Origin of the sequence: Fulvivirga lutimaris (assembly GCF_009711525.1) — a bacterium.
In the GTDB taxonomy this organism is placed as follows: domain Bacteria; phylum Bacteroidota; class Bacteroidia; order Cytophagales; family Cyclobacteriaceae; genus Fulvivirga; species Fulvivirga lutimaris.
Genome location: NZ_SMLV01000430.1, coordinates 1 through 15239, shown reverse-complemented (window position 1 = coordinate 15239; position 15239 = coordinate 1). Strand labels below are relative to the sequence as shown.

Annotated in this window: 14 protein-coding genes; 10 read left to right on the top strand and 4 right to left on the bottom strand. The window is 38.9% G+C overall.

Features of this window, described 5'->3' with window-relative positions:
• The first annotated feature begins 52 nt into the window (after positions 1 to 52).
• The 3 genes from E1140_RS18970 to E1140_RS18960 are packed head-to-tail and all read left to right on the top strand — an operon-like array spanning position 53 to position 4232.
• Positions 53 to 277 carry a FeoA domain-containing protein gene (locus E1140_RS18970; protein WP_185153675.1) on the top strand — a complete coding sequence of 75 codons (225 nt, stop codon included), beginning with the start codon at positions 53 to 55 and terminating at the stop codon, positions 275 to 277.
• Positions 278 to 292: 15 nt separating this feature from the next.
• Positions 293 to 2392, top strand: a complete 2100-nt coding sequence (gene feoB, locus E1140_RS18965) for a ferrous iron transport protein B (RefSeq protein ID WP_246203046.1) — start codon at positions 293 to 295, stop codon at positions 2390 to 2392.
• A gap of 52 nt (positions 2393 to 2444) precedes the next feature.
• On the top strand, positions 2445 to 4232 hold the full coding sequence (locus E1140_RS18960) for a MutS-related protein (RefSeq protein ID WP_155187852.1): 1788 nt from the start codon (positions 2445 to 2447) through the stop codon (positions 4230 to 4232).
• A 26-nt stretch (positions 4233 to 4258) separates the two neighbouring features.
• Here E1140_RS18960 and E1140_RS18955 read toward each other — a convergent pair whose 3' ends face one another.
• Positions 4259 to 4837: a collagen-like protein gene (locus E1140_RS18955; RefSeq protein ID WP_155187849.1), complete on the bottom strand. Its 579-nt coding sequence runs from the start codon at positions 4835 to 4837 to the stop codon at positions 4259 to 4261.
• A 107-nt stretch (positions 4838 to 4944) separates the two neighbouring features.
• Here E1140_RS18955 and E1140_RS18950 point away from each other — a divergent pair, with 107 nt between their 5' ends.
• The 4 genes from E1140_RS18950 to purE are packed head-to-tail and all read left to right on the top strand — an operon-like array spanning position 4945 to position 9908.
• Positions 4945 to 6279 (top strand): pyridoxal phosphate-dependent decarboxylase family protein, encoded by a 1335-nt coding sequence (locus E1140_RS18950; RefSeq protein ID WP_155187846.1) that lies wholly within the window; start codon positions 4945 to 4947, stop codon positions 6277 to 6279.
• A gap of 27 nt (positions 6280 to 6306) precedes the next feature.
• Complete coding sequence (locus E1140_RS22060; RefSeq protein ID WP_155187843.1) at positions 6307 to 8244, top strand: peptidylprolyl isomerase; 1938 nt, start codon at positions 6307 to 6309, stop codon at positions 8242 to 8244.
• Complete coding sequence (locus E1140_RS18940) at positions 8241 to 9380, top strand: 5-(carboxyamino)imidazole ribonucleotide synthase (RefSeq protein ID WP_155187840.1); 1140 nt, start codon at positions 8241 to 8243, stop codon at positions 9378 to 9380. Before E1140_RS22060 ends, E1140_RS18940 begins: the two co-directional genes overlap by 4 nt.
• A 3-nt stretch (positions 9381 to 9383) precedes the next feature.
• Complete coding sequence (gene purE, locus E1140_RS18935; RefSeq protein WP_155187837.1) at positions 9384 to 9908, top strand: 5-(carboxyamino)imidazole ribonucleotide mutase; 525 nt, start codon at positions 9384 to 9386, stop codon at positions 9906 to 9908.
• A 62-nt stretch (positions 9909 to 9970) separates the two neighbouring features.
• On the opposite strand, the gene E1140_RS18930 is transcribed toward purE, so the two are convergent.
• Both E1140_RS18930 and E1140_RS18925 read right to left on the bottom strand, forming a co-directional pair.
• A complete protein-coding gene (locus tag E1140_RS18930; protein WP_155187834.1) occupies positions 9971 to 10210 on the bottom strand; it encodes a hypothetical protein in 240 nt (79 codons plus the stop codon).
• A 103-nt stretch (positions 10211 to 10313) separates the two neighbouring features.
• A complete protein-coding gene (locus E1140_RS18925; RefSeq protein ID WP_246203043.1) occupies positions 10314 to 11267 on the bottom strand; it encodes a potassium channel family protein in 954 nt (317 codons plus the stop codon).
• Between the two features lie 112 nt (positions 11268 to 11379).
• Here E1140_RS18925 and E1140_RS18920 point away from each other — a divergent pair, with 112 nt between their 5' ends.
• The 3 genes from E1140_RS18920 to E1140_RS18910 are packed head-to-tail and all read left to right on the top strand — an operon-like array spanning position 11380 to position 14318.
• Positions 11380 to 12099 carry a sulfotransferase-like domain-containing protein gene (locus E1140_RS18920; protein WP_155187830.1) on the top strand — a complete coding sequence of 240 codons (720 nt, stop codon included), beginning with the start codon at positions 11380 to 11382 and terminating at the stop codon, positions 12097 to 12099.
• A gap of 2 nt (positions 12100 to 12101) precedes the next feature.
• On the top strand, positions 12102 to 13001 hold the full coding sequence (locus E1140_RS18915; RefSeq protein ID WP_155187828.1) for an aminotransferase class IV: 900 nt from the start codon (positions 12102 to 12104) through the stop codon (positions 12999 to 13001).
• Positions 13002 to 13040: 39 nt separating this feature from the next.
• The gene (locus E1140_RS18910; RefSeq protein ID WP_155187825.1) at positions 13041 to 14318 is read left to right on the top strand and encodes a TerB family tellurite resistance protein; all 1278 of its coding nucleotides are present in this window, start codon (positions 13041 to 13043) and stop codon (positions 14316 to 14318) included.
• Here E1140_RS18910 and E1140_RS18905 read toward each other — a convergent pair.
• On the bottom strand, positions 14293 to 15239 hold a 947-nt coding region (locus E1140_RS18905), incomplete at its 5' end, for a TerC/Alx family metal homeostasis membrane protein (RefSeq protein WP_155187822.1). The genes E1140_RS18910 and E1140_RS18905 overlap by 26 nt on opposite strands.

The following is a 15239-nucleotide window of genomic DNA, read 5'->3' as shown; positions in this document are numbered from 1 at the left end:
CCGGTCGAAGGCCATATCTTCGCATTGTTTATAATTAATCTAAATAAAAGTGGTGAACCTTAGAAGCGTAGTGGATTTAGCCCCGGGAGAAAGTGCCATTATCAGTGGATTTATGGATGATACGCTTTCTTTGAAGTTGTTGGAAATGGGATGTTTGCCCGGCCAACCGATAAAATTCAACTTCGCTGCCCCGCTTGGAGATCCTATTTGTGTAAGCGTTTCTGGTTACGACCTGTCTTTGCGCTTAGACGAGGCTATCACTATTTCAGTACAATAAATGGCTACTGGCGATATGAGAAAAATCGCCCTTGTTGGCAATCCTAATTCCGGAAAGTCATCTCTTTTTAATCACCTTACCGGCTTAAACCAAAAGATTGGGAACTTCCCCGGTGTTACTGTAGATAAGAAAACGGGTTACACCAATTTGCCCAATGGTGAAAAGGTAGAAATAATAGATCTGCCCGGTACTTACAGTATCTACCCTAACTCAACCGATGAGAAAATTGTATTTGACATACTAGCCAACAAGTCAAATAAACTGTATCCTGATGCTGTAGTAGTAATAGTTGATGCCTCTAATTTTAAGAGAAACCTTCTTCTATTTACACAAATTCATGATTTGAACATCCCAACTATCCTAGTACTAAACATGATGGATATTGTGGAGAAAACCGGTTTAAGCATAGACCAAGCCAAGCTGAGCAATGAGCTTGGAGTGCCCGTTGTTCCAATGAAGGCTCGTAAAGGCAAGGGTATAGATCTTCTAAAGCAGACACTTACTGATATAAAGGTTGATGAGTATCATACGATTTTTGACGCAACTGCCCATGCATCTGAGGCTATTGAAGAAGTAAAAGAAATCTTCACTATTAAGGAAGACTATTTAGCTTATCAGCTCCTGCAGCAATTCAACATTAATACTTCTTTAGCTGAAAATGAAAAAAATATACTTCAGCAGATTGCCGACAAGCACAACTTTAGCAGAGACGATCTTAGACGAAAAGAGACCTTAGAGCGCTACTCTTCAATCAATCACTTTATCAACGGCTCAGTTAAGGAGACATTTACAGTATTACCGAAGAAGGTAACTGAAAAATTGGACAGGGTATTTACGCATAAAATATGGGGGTATGCCATTTTCCTATCCATATTGTTTTTAATATTCCAAGCAATATTTGCATGGGCTACTGTCCCTATGGATCTTATTGACCTCACTTTCTCTAAGATCAGTGCTTACTTAGCTGGTGCTCTTCCTGATAGTGCTTTAACAAGACTCCTCACCGAAGGAATTATTCCTGGAATTGGAGGCGTAGTTATCTTTATTCCTCAAATTGCCATTTTGTTTGCCTTCATATCCATACTGGAGGAAACCGGCTACATGTCGCGTGTGGTTTTTCTTATGGATAAAATTATGCGTAAAGTAGGCCTCAATGGTAAGAGTGTTGTGCCTTTGATTTCTGGTGTAGCCTGCGCCATTCCCGCGATTATGGCCACGCGAACTATTGAGAATTGGAAGGAAAGAATAATCACCATTTTTGTTACTCCTTTTATGAGCTGTTCGGCTCGCTTGCCAGTTTACACCATTTTAATAGCCTTAGTTATTCCGGATAAATTGGTCTTTGGTGTTATTAATATGCAGGGCATTGTCCTGATGGGCCTATACCTTCTTGGTTTTTTTATGGCCATTGGTTCTGCAGGTATAATGAAGCTATTACTAAAAACTAAGGAAAGAAGCTTTTTGGTAATGGAGCTGCCTACTTACAAATCTCCAAGGTGGAAAAACGTTGGTCTCACGATGGTTGAGAAGTCTAAAACATTTGTGTTTGAAGCCGGTAAAATCATTTTAGCTATTTCTATCATACTATGGGTATTGGCAAGCTATGGCCCAGGGGACCATATTGAAAATGCACAAGTAGAGGTTGCTGAGTTGGTTAAAGATCAAAGATTAACACCAGAGGAATTTGATAATAAGGTGCAGGCCTATAAACTGGAAAAATCTTATGCTGGTATTTTCGGTAAAGCGATTGAACCTGTTATTACTCCATTGGGCTACGACTGGAAAATAGGAATTGCGCTCATCACTTCCTTTGCTGCCAGAGAAGTATTTGTAAGTACAATGGCTACCATATACAGTATTGGTGATGATGTGGAAGAAGGTACAATCAAAAACAGAATGCGCTCAGAAATCAACCAGGAAACAGGTGGGCCACGATACAATTTACCAACAGGCGTTTCTCTATTGCTTTTTTATGTTTTTGCCATGCAGTGCATGAGTACACTGGCTGTTGTTTATAGAGAAACTAAGGGCTGGAAATGGCCGGCCATTCAGCTCACCTATATGACGATTATAGCTTACCTCTCGGCACTAATTGCTTATAATGTCTTATCTTAATGTAAGAAAGTCAGTTTTTTTCCTACCATACTAATGCGCTAAATTGAAACTGATGACATCTCCAGAATCTATATTTCAGGAAAAACTTAACCACCATAAACTTGAATGGACAAGGTTAAATAAGCAATATAATTTTATTGCCTTTGGCCGAATTTTCATTTTCCTTCTTTACCTGGTGCTTGCAGTATATTTCGCCAATGCCAAAATGGGGTATCCGTTAGGAATTACAGCAATTTCTTTTCCTTTTGTATTCGGGCTTTTTGTCAAAATGCATAGGCGAATATCTTATAAGCGTAAGCAGGAAAACATCCTTCAAAAAATTAATGAAGATGAGCTCAAAATATTCAATGGTGATTTAAGAGATCAGGAAGATGGTGCCTATTTTAAAGATAAAACTCATCAATACATCAACGACTTAGATATTTTTGGTTCTAACTCCATATATCAGCTAGTCAACCGATCTACTACAAATGGTGGCAGAAGAAAACTGGCCCAATGGCTATCAAAATTTTCAAAAAAGGAAGTCATTAAAAGCCGGCAAAAAGCTGTTAAAGAATTAAGTCCAAAAATAGACTGGAGGCAAAAATTTCAGGCCAGCGGATTGCATCATAAAAATGAAAAGGCCAATCCAGAACTGCTTATAAAGTGGATCAATGAACCGTATGTTTACAATAAAGCTTACAACATATTGGCATGGGCACTTCCAGTAATCACATTAAGCACCGTCATTCTGTACTTTGCTGCCGATATTAGTTTCTACTATATACTAGGCATGATTACCCTAAACGGAATTGTTTTGAGCCGTTTCAGTAAACACATTCAAAACCTAACTTTATCCGTTTCTGATCATATCAATTTACTCGCTAGTTATGGCGCCCTAATAAAACATCTGGAAGACTCAAATTTTGAAAGTGAGCTTTTGAATTCGTTGAGAGACCAACTGATTAGTGAGGGTAAAAAGGCATCTAATGCTATCCTCAATTTATATAAGATACTAGATTTCTTAAACGCAAGAGCCAATTTCTTCTATTTCTTCATTGATTCATTAACGCTGTTCGATTTACACATCATGTTTATGGCAGAGCGTTGGAAAAGCAAAAACATCGCAGATGTTTCTCTTTGGTTCGATTCTATAAGTGAGTTTGAAGCTCTTTGCAGTTTAAGCGGATTGGCCTACAGCAATCCTAGTTTCTCATTTCCATCTATTAGCTCAGAAGATTATCAATTGAAAGGTGAAGACATTGCCCATCCCCTGATTAAAAAACATGAAAGAGTAAGCAACAGCTATGCACTAAGCGGCAAAGGAGCTCTTACCATAATTACAGGATCTAACATGTCTGGGAAAAGTACCTTCCTAAGAACTTTGGGTGTAAACATTGCCCTTGCCCTTTCAGGTGCTCCTGTTTGTGCCAAGAAGTTTACTGTTTCTGAATTGCAGTTATTTACCAGCATGCGAACTGAGGACAATTTGGAAGAACATGTTTCTTCCTTCTATGCTGAACTTCAGCGGATAAAAGCCCTGCTTGATGAAGTTGAAAAAGGTAAGCCTGTTTTATTCATGCTGGATGAAATATTAAAAGGCACTAACTCTCATGACCGTCACAATGGTGCTGTTTCTTTGGCCAAACAGCTTTCTACAACCAGCGCATTTGGATTAATCTCAACACATGATCTAGAACTGGGTAAGCTTGAAAAGGAGTTAAATAACGTTACCAACTACAGTTTTAACAGTGAGGTCAATGGCACTGAAATTATTTTTCCTTACAAGCTGGATGATGGTATCTGTAAAAGCTTTAACGCCAGTGCCCTCATGGCAAAAATGGGTATTAAGATGCTATAAAAAAGGGCCTTATGGCCCTTTTTTATTTATTGCTTTCTCTCAATTATATTTTCATGACCGCCAAGGTCTGGTAGGTTGTATAACTCCACAACCTCATCGTAACTTGGTGTCGATCCTTTTCTACCGTTCCAGAATTTTCCAGGAACTACCACTATCCTTACTACCCAGTTATCAGTATCTTGAGCAGTCAAGTTGTCTAATGGAAATTGTGCGTCTAAAAATAATTTCACATCATAAATGGTGAAGTCAAAATTATATTGCAACAATCCATTAGCCGTGATAATTGACTGCGGAAGTGGCCTCCACACTTCAACTGTCTCACCATCTACTTCATCTGTTCCCCATAGTAAATAGACCAATGTTACATCTGAAGTCAATGCTGTAAAGTCATCTGCATATGGCAACACAACTTCATAATCGGGTCCCGTGAATGAGACACCTTCATATTCAAAAACATAAGCTTCTTCTCCATCTAATCCTTGTGGACCAGTTGGACCCTGTGGACCTTGTGGACCTTGTGGACCAATAGGCCCATCATTAGAAATCGAGCATGCGCCAAAAGTTAATAGCAACCCTAGGCTGATCATAGTTAGTAGTATTTTCATAACACCCATTGTTTGGTCTACCCAAACATAACCAAACATTGTTCCAAAAATTATCCTTTCCTTAAAAACCAGTTTGCATTGCCCTTTAAATGCGGTATTATTGACCTATGCAAGGGCAAAAAGAACTCGAAATATTAGGTGCTACATTAGAAAAACTCCAAAGAAATTTTGGATATCCAATACATGAGACAGACATAAATTATAATTCTCTGGAGAAGGTTCTGTCTGATGTTGCTAATAAAATGGGTGACAACTATCCTTATTTTGATCCCAATTATGCAGGCCAAATGTTAAAGCCTCCACACCCAATTGCCCGAATGGCTTACACTTTGGCCATGCACATCAATCCAAACAATCATGCCTTAGATGGAGGAAGAGCGAGCTCAGCAATGGAAAAAGAAGCCGTAGCTGATATCGCTAAAATGTTTGGTTGGGATGAGCATATTGGTCATTTGACAGGTGGTGGCACCATGGCCAATATGGAAGCACTTTGGATTGCCAGAAAAATCCATCCAGATAAAATTGTTGTTGCCTCAGAAATGGCGCATTATACTCATGAGCGTATTTCTGAAGTAGTTGGTCTGGGCTTCTCTAAAGTAAGCTGTGACCAATTAGGCAGAATGGATCTGGAGGCTCTTGAAGACCTGCTCAAAACCAAAAATGTTGGAACAGTAGTAGCCACACTAGGCACTACCGGGACAGGCTCTGTTGATCCGTTGACCAAAATTCTTGCGCTTCAGAAGAAGTATCATTTCAGAATCCATGTGGATGCCGCCTATGGAGGTTATTTTAAGTTAGCTGAAAACCTCGATCCTGAAACTGCTGATCAGTATGCGAATATTCATCATGCTGACAGCATTGTGATTGACCCACATAAGCATGGCCTGCAACCCTATGGTTGTGGGTGCATAATTTTTAAAGACGCTCTTGTTGGTGGTTATTATCAACATGATTCACCCTATACCTATTTCAGCTCTGCAGAACTACATTTAGGTGAAATTAGCCTTGAATGCTCACGCGCTGGCGCTGCAGCTGTAGCGCTTTGGGCGACTATGAAATACTTCCCAATCATACCAAAAGGTGAATTTGCGCAAGGATTGGAAAAATGTCATGAGGCAGCTCTAAAGCTGTATAACCTTATTGAAAATGACGAAACATCAATCTCTTTATTCAAGCCTGAAATAGATATTGTTGTTTGGGCTCCTAAAGGAGATTCTTTGAGCAGCATAAGTAACAAATCAAGTGATGTTTTTGAGAAGGCTGCTAAAAAAGGAGTTCACCTGGCATTGATCAAAATTCCGGTTAAACTGCTTTCAAGCTCATGGAATGATGTAGAAAAGGATCAGGATTATGTGACGTGCCTTAGAAGTTGCCTAATGAAACATGAGCATTTTGACTGGGTTGATCACATCTGGAAGACCATAAAAGACGTATCACATTAAAGCCATAACTTAGCACAAATTTTTAGCATGAATAAATTATTTAAGAGCTGGCCCGTTGCACTGATGATTGTAATCATATCTGCATGCCAGAGCCAGGTTGAAAAAGTTGAAAGCCCGGTTTCTAACAAATATGAAAATGAGGAATTGGTTAAGATTTATGATCTCATAGATAAGAGAGGCTCCAAACAGCTATTACCCTATCTAAGGCATGAAAATGACACATTGAGATATGAGGCCACCCTAGGATTTGGTTCCATTCAGGATAAATCTGCCATCAAAAATGTAGCCTTTAATTTAAATGACGGTTCTCCTAAAGTGCGCAAAGCTGCGGCTTATGCCTTAGGCCAAATGAAGGACACTGCTGCCATTGCGCCAATTGTCAGCAGCCTTGAATTGGAGGACAGTGTATATGTCAGGCAACAGTTACTGGAATCATTGGGCAAAGTAATTACACAGGAAAAATTAAGACAGCTGCAGTACTGGCCGCTTAAAACCTCTGATGATAAGCAAGGTTTAGCGTGGGGGTTATACAGAGCAGGTCTCAGAAATGTCCATGACGGCATTTCGGTTGATTTGGCCATTTCATTGCTAGATAGTTCAAATTCATATATGACAAGATTGGGTGCTGCTCATTTTCTGGGTAGAAGCAGAAACTTAGATTTAAAAGGTCGTTCAGGCTTAATCATCAAATCTGCCTCTAAGGACAAATCACCATTTGTGAGAATGGCCAGTGCATTGGCACTTGGCAATGCCATTGAACCAAAATCATTGGACGCTCTTATAGCTATAGCCAAAGACTCTGATTACAGAGTACGAGTCAATGCATTAAGATCTTTATCAAAATTTGAATTTAAGGATATCAAAACGACAGTCTTTGAGGCTTTGGATGATGTAAATGTAAATGTTGGAATCACAGCATCAGGAATAGTGGCTAGCAAGGCTGTTGAAGAAGATCTTGCGGCTATTACCTCCTTAACCAAACAAGGTTTGCCAGGCAGAATTAACGCTACACTTTTAGGCACTTTGCTAAAACTTACTGAAGTCAAGCAGCCTATAATAGAAACAATCATCAATGAGTACAATAATGCTACTTCAAATTATTACAAAGCTGACCTTCTTGGCGCTTTAGGAAACTCACCACTTGCCCATGAGTTTGTAGTAACAAAGACTTTTGCTGAAACAAATATGGCCATAGGCACAGCAGGTATTAGTGCTTTAGCTACAATGCGTGTCAATGAAAACTTCCCTCAAAAACTAGAAGCACCATTTGCTGATATTTTTAAGCAGGCCATTGAAACCAAGGACATTGCTATGATAGCCATTGCGGGATCAGTGATAACTAGTCCTGAACTAGGTTTTAAGGCCATTTATGATTCAGCGAAGTTTTTAACTGAAGTAAGAAGCTCACTTGAGCTGCCCAAGGATATAGAAGCTATTCAGATGCTCGATAGAGCAATCGCCCACTTTAACGATGAAGAATATGTGGCTCCAGAAAATGAATATAATCACCCTATAGATTGGGAATTGATAAAGACCATAGACAAAGAACAAATTGTCAAAATTTCAACAGACAAAGGGGTAATTAAACTAAGAATGCTGGTAAATGATGCGCCTGGTTCCGTGGTTAATTTTATTGCATTGGCCAAATCTGGTTATTATAATGGTAAGAACTTTCATCGGGTAGTTCCTAATTTTGTTATCCAAGGAGGCTGTAATCGTGGCGATGGTTATGGAGGAGAAGATTACTCGATCCGTTCCGAATTTGCGAACCTGAGATATGAAGAAGGAAGTGTGGGCATGGCTTCGGCAGGTAAAGACACTGAGGGAACTCAGTGGTTCATTACACACTCACCTACTCCTCATTTAGATGGAAGTTATACTATCTTTGCAAAGGTGACTGAAGGCATGGATGTAGTCCATAAAATGGAGGTTGGGGATAAGATAAATACTATTGAATTAGAATGACCAAAGGAATACAGGAACAAAAACTAGGAATATTAGGCGGTGGACAATTGGGCAGAATGCTCGTGCAGTCGGCACTGGATTTTAATATCGATATCAAAATCCTTGACCCTGACGCCAATGCTCCTTGTAAAAGTATAGTTTCAGAATTTGTTGTTGGCAAGCTCACCGATTATGATACTGTTTACAACTTTGGTAAGGGTTGCGATCTCATCAGCATTGAAATTGAAAATGTAAACACGGATGCCCTGAAGCAATTGGCCAAAGAAGGTGTAAAAGTTTATCCACAACCTGAGGTTGTCGAGCTGATAAAAGACAAGCGTATCCAAAAGCAGTATTATCAAGATAATAATATACCTACCGCAGAATTTATCCTGACCGATAATAAGGAAACTGTAATCACCCATAAAAACTTTCTGCCAGCGGTTAACAAGCTGGGAAAAGAAGGCTATGATGGCCGTGGTGTTCAAATTCTTAGAACTGAAGCCGATCTTGATAAGGCCTTTGAAGCACCAAGTTTACTGGAGAAACTGATAGATTTTGAAAAAGAGATAGCTGTTATTGTTGCCCGAAATGAGAACGGTGATGTGACAACTTTTCCTGCGGTAGAAATGGTTTTTCATCCGGAAGCCAATATGGTAGAGTATTTGTTTTCGCCAGCAGATATCAGTGCTGATATAGAATCTGATGCTCAAGAGATAGCTAAGACAGTGATCAACCGATTGGGAATGGTTGGCCTTTTAGCGGTAGAAATGTTTGTAACTAAAGATGGAAAAGTGCTGGTCAATGAAATTGCCCCTCGCCCTCACAATAGTGGCCATCAAACGATAGAAGCTAACTTTACTTCTCAGTACGAACAACATTTAAGAGCTATTTTCAATTTGCCTTTGGGCAACACAGATATTCTGCTACCTTCAGCAATGGTTAACCTATTGGGTGAAGAGGGTTTTACCGGCATTGCCAAATATGAAGGCCTTGAAAAGGTAATGGCAGAAAAAGGGGTGCATGTCCATTTATATGGAAAATTGACTACCAAGCCCTTTAGAAAAATGGGGCATGTTACTATAAGAAATAAGGATACAGCAGCTCTCAAAAAGGCTGTTGATCTGGTAAAAAATACATTGAAAGTAAAAGCATAGATTATGAGTAAGCCACTAGTAGGTATAATCATGGGCAGCGACTCTGACTTAAGAGTAATGAAAGATGCTGCTGAAATTTTAGAAGAGCTTAAAGTGGAATATGAGCTTACGGTAGTTTCTGCGCACAGAACGCCTGAGCGCATGTATGATTATGCTAAATCTGCTAAGGAGCGCGGCTTAAAAGTAATTATTGCTGGCGCTGGCGGTGCAGCGCACTTACCTGGTATGGTTTCATCTATTACCACTTTACCTGTAATTGGCGTGCCTGTAAAATCAAGCAATTCTATTGATGGCTGGGATTCTATTCTTTCTATTCTGCAAATGCCGGGTGGCATACCTGTAGCAACCGTTGCTCTAGATGGTGCTAAAAATGCTGGCATCCTTGCTGCTGAAATCATTGGAGCCTTTAATGAGGAAATAGCCAAAAATCTGGAGACCTATAAAACTCAGTTAAAAGACAAAGTGCTAAAAACCGCTGAGGACATAGAAGCCAAAGGTTGGCGGGGAAAGCAGATCGGGTTTAAGTGATTTATAAGTTATGGTGCAAGCAACCTTTAGCTGATCTTATAATTCTTACTATGCCTCTTTTATCAATCTAAAAGTCTATTGGCTCCGGCTGATGTAAGTATAATTCTGATTTCCTGTCCTTGCCTAGTTATAGAGATCAGCCCTTCCTCGTCTAACTTCATTGGTATAAGATTGAAGCTTTCATTTATTCTAATATTCTTGGTAATGAACCTATCAAATGAGTATCGAGAAACTTCTCCACCTTGCTCATGAATAAATAATAAACATCTTTTGATGATATCATTGGTAACTTTTTCTTTCATAAAATTTAGATCCGATAACTCCACTAGCGCTAGTTTTTAACGTGTGCAATTAGAATAAAGTCACGCATCACAGATACGCGCCAGCGTATGTATATTAATGAACTCAAACCACAAAAACCTGCTTAAACTGAGCGATGTTTTTGGTATTACCTAATACAATCAAAACATCGCCTTCCTGCACTGCCTTTTCTGAGTGTGGATTAAAGATAAAACCCTCTACTTCATCTTTAAAAGCAATGATAGTGGCTCCGGTCTTATTGCGCACATCAAGCTCGCGTAGTGATTTGTTCTGATATTCAGCTTTGAGTTTATCATGGCTCACTTCCTCTAATACCAGTTTGCTATCACCAACACCATTCAATAGTTCGAGGAATTCTATAACATATGGTTTCGTAATCAAATTGGCCATATGAATACCACCCAACCTATCTGGCATTACTACATAAGTTGCTCCTGCCCGATACAGCTTTTTCTCCGAAGTGGGCTCGTTAGCCTTACTGATAATCTTTATTTTCCTATTCAGTTCACGAGCAGTAAGTGTGATAAAAACATTGTCTGCATCAAGTGGGAGGCTACAAATTATAGTGCTTGCCTCTTTAATACCCGCTTCCAACAAAACTTCATCAAGCGTAGCATTACCATTGATGAAAAAATAATTCTTCTCTTCAGGAAATGCGTTGATGATTTCAGTATTAGATTCAATGACAATAAACTCAATATTGTCGTTTCTCAGCTCTTCGCAAACCTTAATGCCGTTTCGCCCAAAACCGCAGACTATTACATGGTTTTTCAATTTTTTCACGTCTCTTGAAGTTATTATATTTTTAAAGACCCTCCTCAATTCCCCTTCAAAAAAGAAGGAAGACAATACCGACACTGTATAAGCAAAGATGCCCAGATTTACCATGATAAAAATGATGGTAAATATCTTTCCATCGCTAGAAAGGGTGTTTACTTCATTATAACCAACTGTGGCAAATGTTATAACAGCCATATAGATGGCATCAAGAGGTGCAAAGCCTTCAATTATAATATAACCCACAGCACCCAGTGACATACTGATGATAAATAGGGCTGTAGCAAAAATTAATCTTTGTAAACTTCTGGGCATTGCAACTTGAAGATATTCATATTGTATTTACTCTCCAATTTTAATAGCTTACACCCCAATGAAAATAATCTCGCTTTGGTCAGGGCCGCGAAATGTTTCAACCGCCCTGATGTATTCTTTTGCTCAGCGCTCTGATACTTATGTGGTTGATGAACCGCTATATGGTCATTATCTAACTAAGACAGATGCTGACCACCCCGGAAAGCAGGAGGTCATCAATAATATGGAAACTGATGGGCTCAAGGTAATTCATCAGCTAAACAAGCAGGCTAAAACAACACCAATATTATTCTTAAAAAATATGGCGCATCACTGGATCGGGCTAAATGACGAGATGCTGCTGGATTATGACAATGTGTTTCTCATCAGGGATCCCAGGGAAATGCTGCCTTCATTAGTGAACCAGATTCCTAACCCAATTATGAGAGACACGGGTTTGAAAATGCAGGTAGATCTTTTGAAAAAACTACAAAGCCAAGGAAGAACTCCGGCTGTGATAGACTCTCGTCAACTGCTTTTAAACCCGGAGAATACACTAAAGAAGTTATGCACCATACTTAAAATTAAATTTGAGGCCCATATGCTTGAGTGGGAGGCTAAGCCACGGAAAGAGGATGGTGTTTGGGCCAAACATTGGTATCAAAATGTACACAAGTCAACAGGTTTTGAACCTTACACCAAGAAAAAGGCAACTGTACCCCCTCATGTAATGCCACTACTCGAAGAGTGTATCCCTCATTATGAATACTTATATGACAACGCTATAAAACTTAATTGAACATGATAAAATTGCCAGACTCGAGAAACGAAAACATACTTATAAATATTAATGGCGAGCTATTACCACGCGAAGAAGCCAAAATCTCTGTTTTTGACAGTGCCGTGCAGGGTGGTGATGCCGTTTGGGAAGGACTGAGAATTTATGATGGCAAAGTTTTCATGCTTGATGAGCATCTGGATAGGATGGTAAACTCCGCAAAAGCCATGGCCTTTGCGCAGATTCCCAGTAAGGAAGAAATCAAGGCTGAGGTAATGAAAACCCTTAAAGCCAACGGTATGTATGACGAGTCGCATATTAGACTAACACTAACCAGAGGTAAAAAAGTGACCTCGGGTATGAGTCCTCATTTTAATCAATATGGTCCGACTCTAATTGTTCTAGCTGAGTGGAAAAAACCTGTTTACGATAATAATGGTATCAGTTTGATTACCTCTTCTATTAGAAGAAATCCTCCGCAGTGTGTTGATTCAAAAATTCATCATAATAATCTTATTAATAACATTTTAGCAAAGATAGAGGCCAATCTTGCTGGTGTAGAAGATGCAGTTATGCTGGATGTTGATGGGTTTGTTTCAGAAACAAATGCCACTAATATCTTTTTTATAAGCAAAGGAGCAGTAAAAACTCCCTTTGCGGACAGCTGCCTTCCTGGAATAACCAGAGCCAATGTCATCAAGCTCTGCGAGAAAAATAATATCCCAATAAAAGAAAAAAGGATTTCTATCTCTGAAATGTACACTGCCGATGAGGTATTTGTAACTGGCACCATGGGAGAGATAACCCCTGTATTACAGATAGATGGAAGAAAAATTGGAGAATCTACAGGTGCCGTAACTAAAAAAATATCTGAACTGTATCAGTCAATAGCTCATACCGAAGGAGTGCCAATACCAAAATAAGGTTTTCTTATTGTTAACTTTTTATTGTAAATTTTCACAATGAATCCGTCAAAATCAGGTTGGCTTACTGACTTTATCAAGTATCGAAAATCGGCATTTCTTAAAACCAAAGAATTCAACCAATCTAAGTTAGGAAAGCACCCAGATCAGTCCTTTTATGGCATTATTCAGCCAACAGGTATCATGTACGGGCACCCTGTAAACGCCTTTGGTATTGAAAATGAAAATTCCTGGACGGAGGATGAAGGCATTAAAGTTTTAATGGCTGATAGCTTTCTCAATATAGCCGCACTTTACTCCGGTGAAAAAATTGAAACTGAAGAAGATTTTGATAACCATATCAGTAAAACGCTTACCAACATCAATAACTTCTATAAAGGTGTTTATCCAGAACTTAGCATCTCTTCTACAACCTGGCTTGGTAAAAAGAAAGATATCAACGAGCTAACCGAGCAAATATTAGAGAAGAGAATCTCACAGATAACATCTAAAAGGAATAACTTCTGGCAAAACTTCTTTAGCAGAAACCAACTCTTTCTTGATATCTATATTTTCGGTCAATGGAGCCATACGCACCCAGATGATATTCTGCTAGAATTCTTTAAGAGCGAAAAAGAAGAAATGAGTTTTACCTCTGTTAAAGTAATAGCGGCCTCGGCACATGCCAATTCAAAAGTTGAGGAAGAGGAAAGAACATTGTTTGAGCATTTTCTCACCACCACCACATTGCCTGCTGAAAAGCGCAGGGTGGCTAAGGAGTATTTTGATCATGGTATGGGTATTCAGGAAATTCCGGTGCAGGAATCTGACCCGTGGATTATCCGCAAGTTTTTACTTGAGCTGGCCATACTTACCGTTTGGTCAGATAAAAAAGTAGAAGATGCTGAGAGAAAATTTTTGGTTTCCTTTAAAGAAAGTCTGGGCTTCTCTGATGAGGATCTTGAAGAAAGTATGATTGCCGTTGAAGGCTTTTTACTTCAAAATTGGAGTCAACTTGATAGCCTTCAGGGTAAAATAGACTATGCTGCCGTAAGTGATGAGTACATGAGCAGGCTCATAAAAATGTGTTCCAACCATATTAATAAAATTGAAAACCTGGTAGCTGAAGATGTAACGCTTTTAGCCACAATTAAGAAAGGCAGTTCTTCCGAGCTATCTGAAGATGATAAGCAACTAATTCGTAATCGTTTTTTAGCCATTCTGCAATCCATACCACATTTTAGAGTGGTGATGCTACCAGATGAATTTCTTAGCTATGAGAATTTGTTGAAAGTTATACCGAAAGAGACTATTACAAGAGTTCTTTCTCAGGATTGACCTGTTCTCCAGCACCTAGGTTTTTCTCTTCTGGTTCATCTTCTTTCTCTTCCTTTTGAGGAATAATCAGAGACATCACTATTGAGCCGCCCAGCACTACTATTATTACTAAAAAGCTGATGTTAATAGGAATATCCACATGGATAATTTCAAGTAACATTTTAGCTCCAATAAAAATCAGGATGAATGAAAGTCCTTTTTGCAACAAGTAGAACTTGTCAATAATACCGGCTAGCAAAAAGAATTTTGCTCTTAAGCCCAGAATGGCAAAAATGTTTGATGTGTATATCAAAAACTCATTCTGAGTGATGGCAAATGCAGCAGGGATAGAATCAACAGCAAATATTAAATCTGTAGTTTCTATTAAGATTATTACCAAAAAGAGTGGTGTAAATAAGAGTTTTTTATTTCTCCATATAACGAACCTTCCTCCAAAATCACTTTTAGTGATTTTAAGGTACTTGCGCGCTAATTTTAATAGTGGATTCTTACCCGGATCAATTTCATCTTCTTCATCTTCGAAGAAGATTTTGATTCCTGAATAGACAAGAAACACTCCAAATATGTACAGTATCCAATAAAACTGGCCGATCAAATAAGCACCTACGAAAATGAATATTGCTCTGAAAACTAATGCTCCTAATATCCCCCAAAACAATATGCTATGGTAATACTCATCCTTAACAGCAAAGTATCTTAAGATTAGAAGAATTACGAATATATTATCAACTGATAAGGCGTACTCTGTGAGATAAGCAGTAAAGAAAGTAATCGAAGCGTCAGCCCCATCTCCATACCAATAAATAAGGTACCCAAATCCTATAGATATAACTACCCAAAAAATAGACTGGTAAAGAGCAGATTTAGTAGAAATTTTGTGTGCGTTCTTATTTAGAACCCCTAAGTCTATTACCAGGAAAA

Excerpts from the sequence above, each read along its gene's own strand:
- purE (WP_155187837.1), top strand. The coding sequence starts at position 9,384 with ATGAGTAAGCCACTAGTAGGTATAATCATGGGCAGCGACTCTGACTTA.
- E1140_RS18940 (WP_155187840.1), top strand. The coding sequence starts at position 8,241 with ATGACCAAAGGAATACAGGAACAAAAACTAGGAATATTAGGCGGTGGA.
- E1140_RS18910 (WP_155187825.1), top strand. The coding sequence starts at position 13,041 with ATGAATCCGTCAAAATCAGGTTGGCTTACTGACTTTATCAAGTATCGA.
- E1140_RS22060 (WP_155187843.1), top strand. The coding sequence starts at position 6,307 with ATGAATAAATTATTTAAGAGCTGGCCCGTTGCACTGATGATTGTAATC.
- E1140_RS18960 (WP_155187852.1), top strand. The coding sequence starts at position 2,445 with ATGACATCTCCAGAATCTATATTTCAGGAAAAACTTAACCACCATAAA.
- E1140_RS18950 (WP_155187846.1), top strand. The coding sequence starts at position 4,945 with ATGCAAGGGCAAAAAGAACTCGAAATATTAGGTGCTACATTAGAAAAA.
- E1140_RS18930 (WP_155187834.1), bottom strand. The coding sequence starts at position 10,210 with ATGAAAGAAAAAGTTACCAATGATATCATCAAAAGATGTTTATTATTT.
- feoB (WP_246203046.1), top strand. The coding sequence starts at position 293 with ATGAGAAAAATCGCCCTTGTTGGCAATCCTAATTCCGGAAAGTCATCT.
- E1140_RS18920 (WP_155187830.1), top strand. The coding sequence starts at position 11,380 with ATGAAAATAATCTCGCTTTGGTCAGGGCCGCGAAATGTTTCAACCGCC.
- E1140_RS18915 (WP_155187828.1), top strand. The coding sequence starts at position 12,102 with ATGATAAAATTGCCAGACTCGAGAAACGAAAACATACTTATAAATATT.
- E1140_RS18925 (WP_246203043.1), bottom strand. The coding sequence starts at position 11,267 with ATGTCACTGGGTGCTGTGGGTTATATTATAATTGAAGGCTTTGCACCT.
- E1140_RS18955 (WP_155187849.1), bottom strand. The coding sequence starts at position 4,837 with ATGAAAATACTACTAACTATGATCAGCCTAGGGTTGCTATTAACTTTT.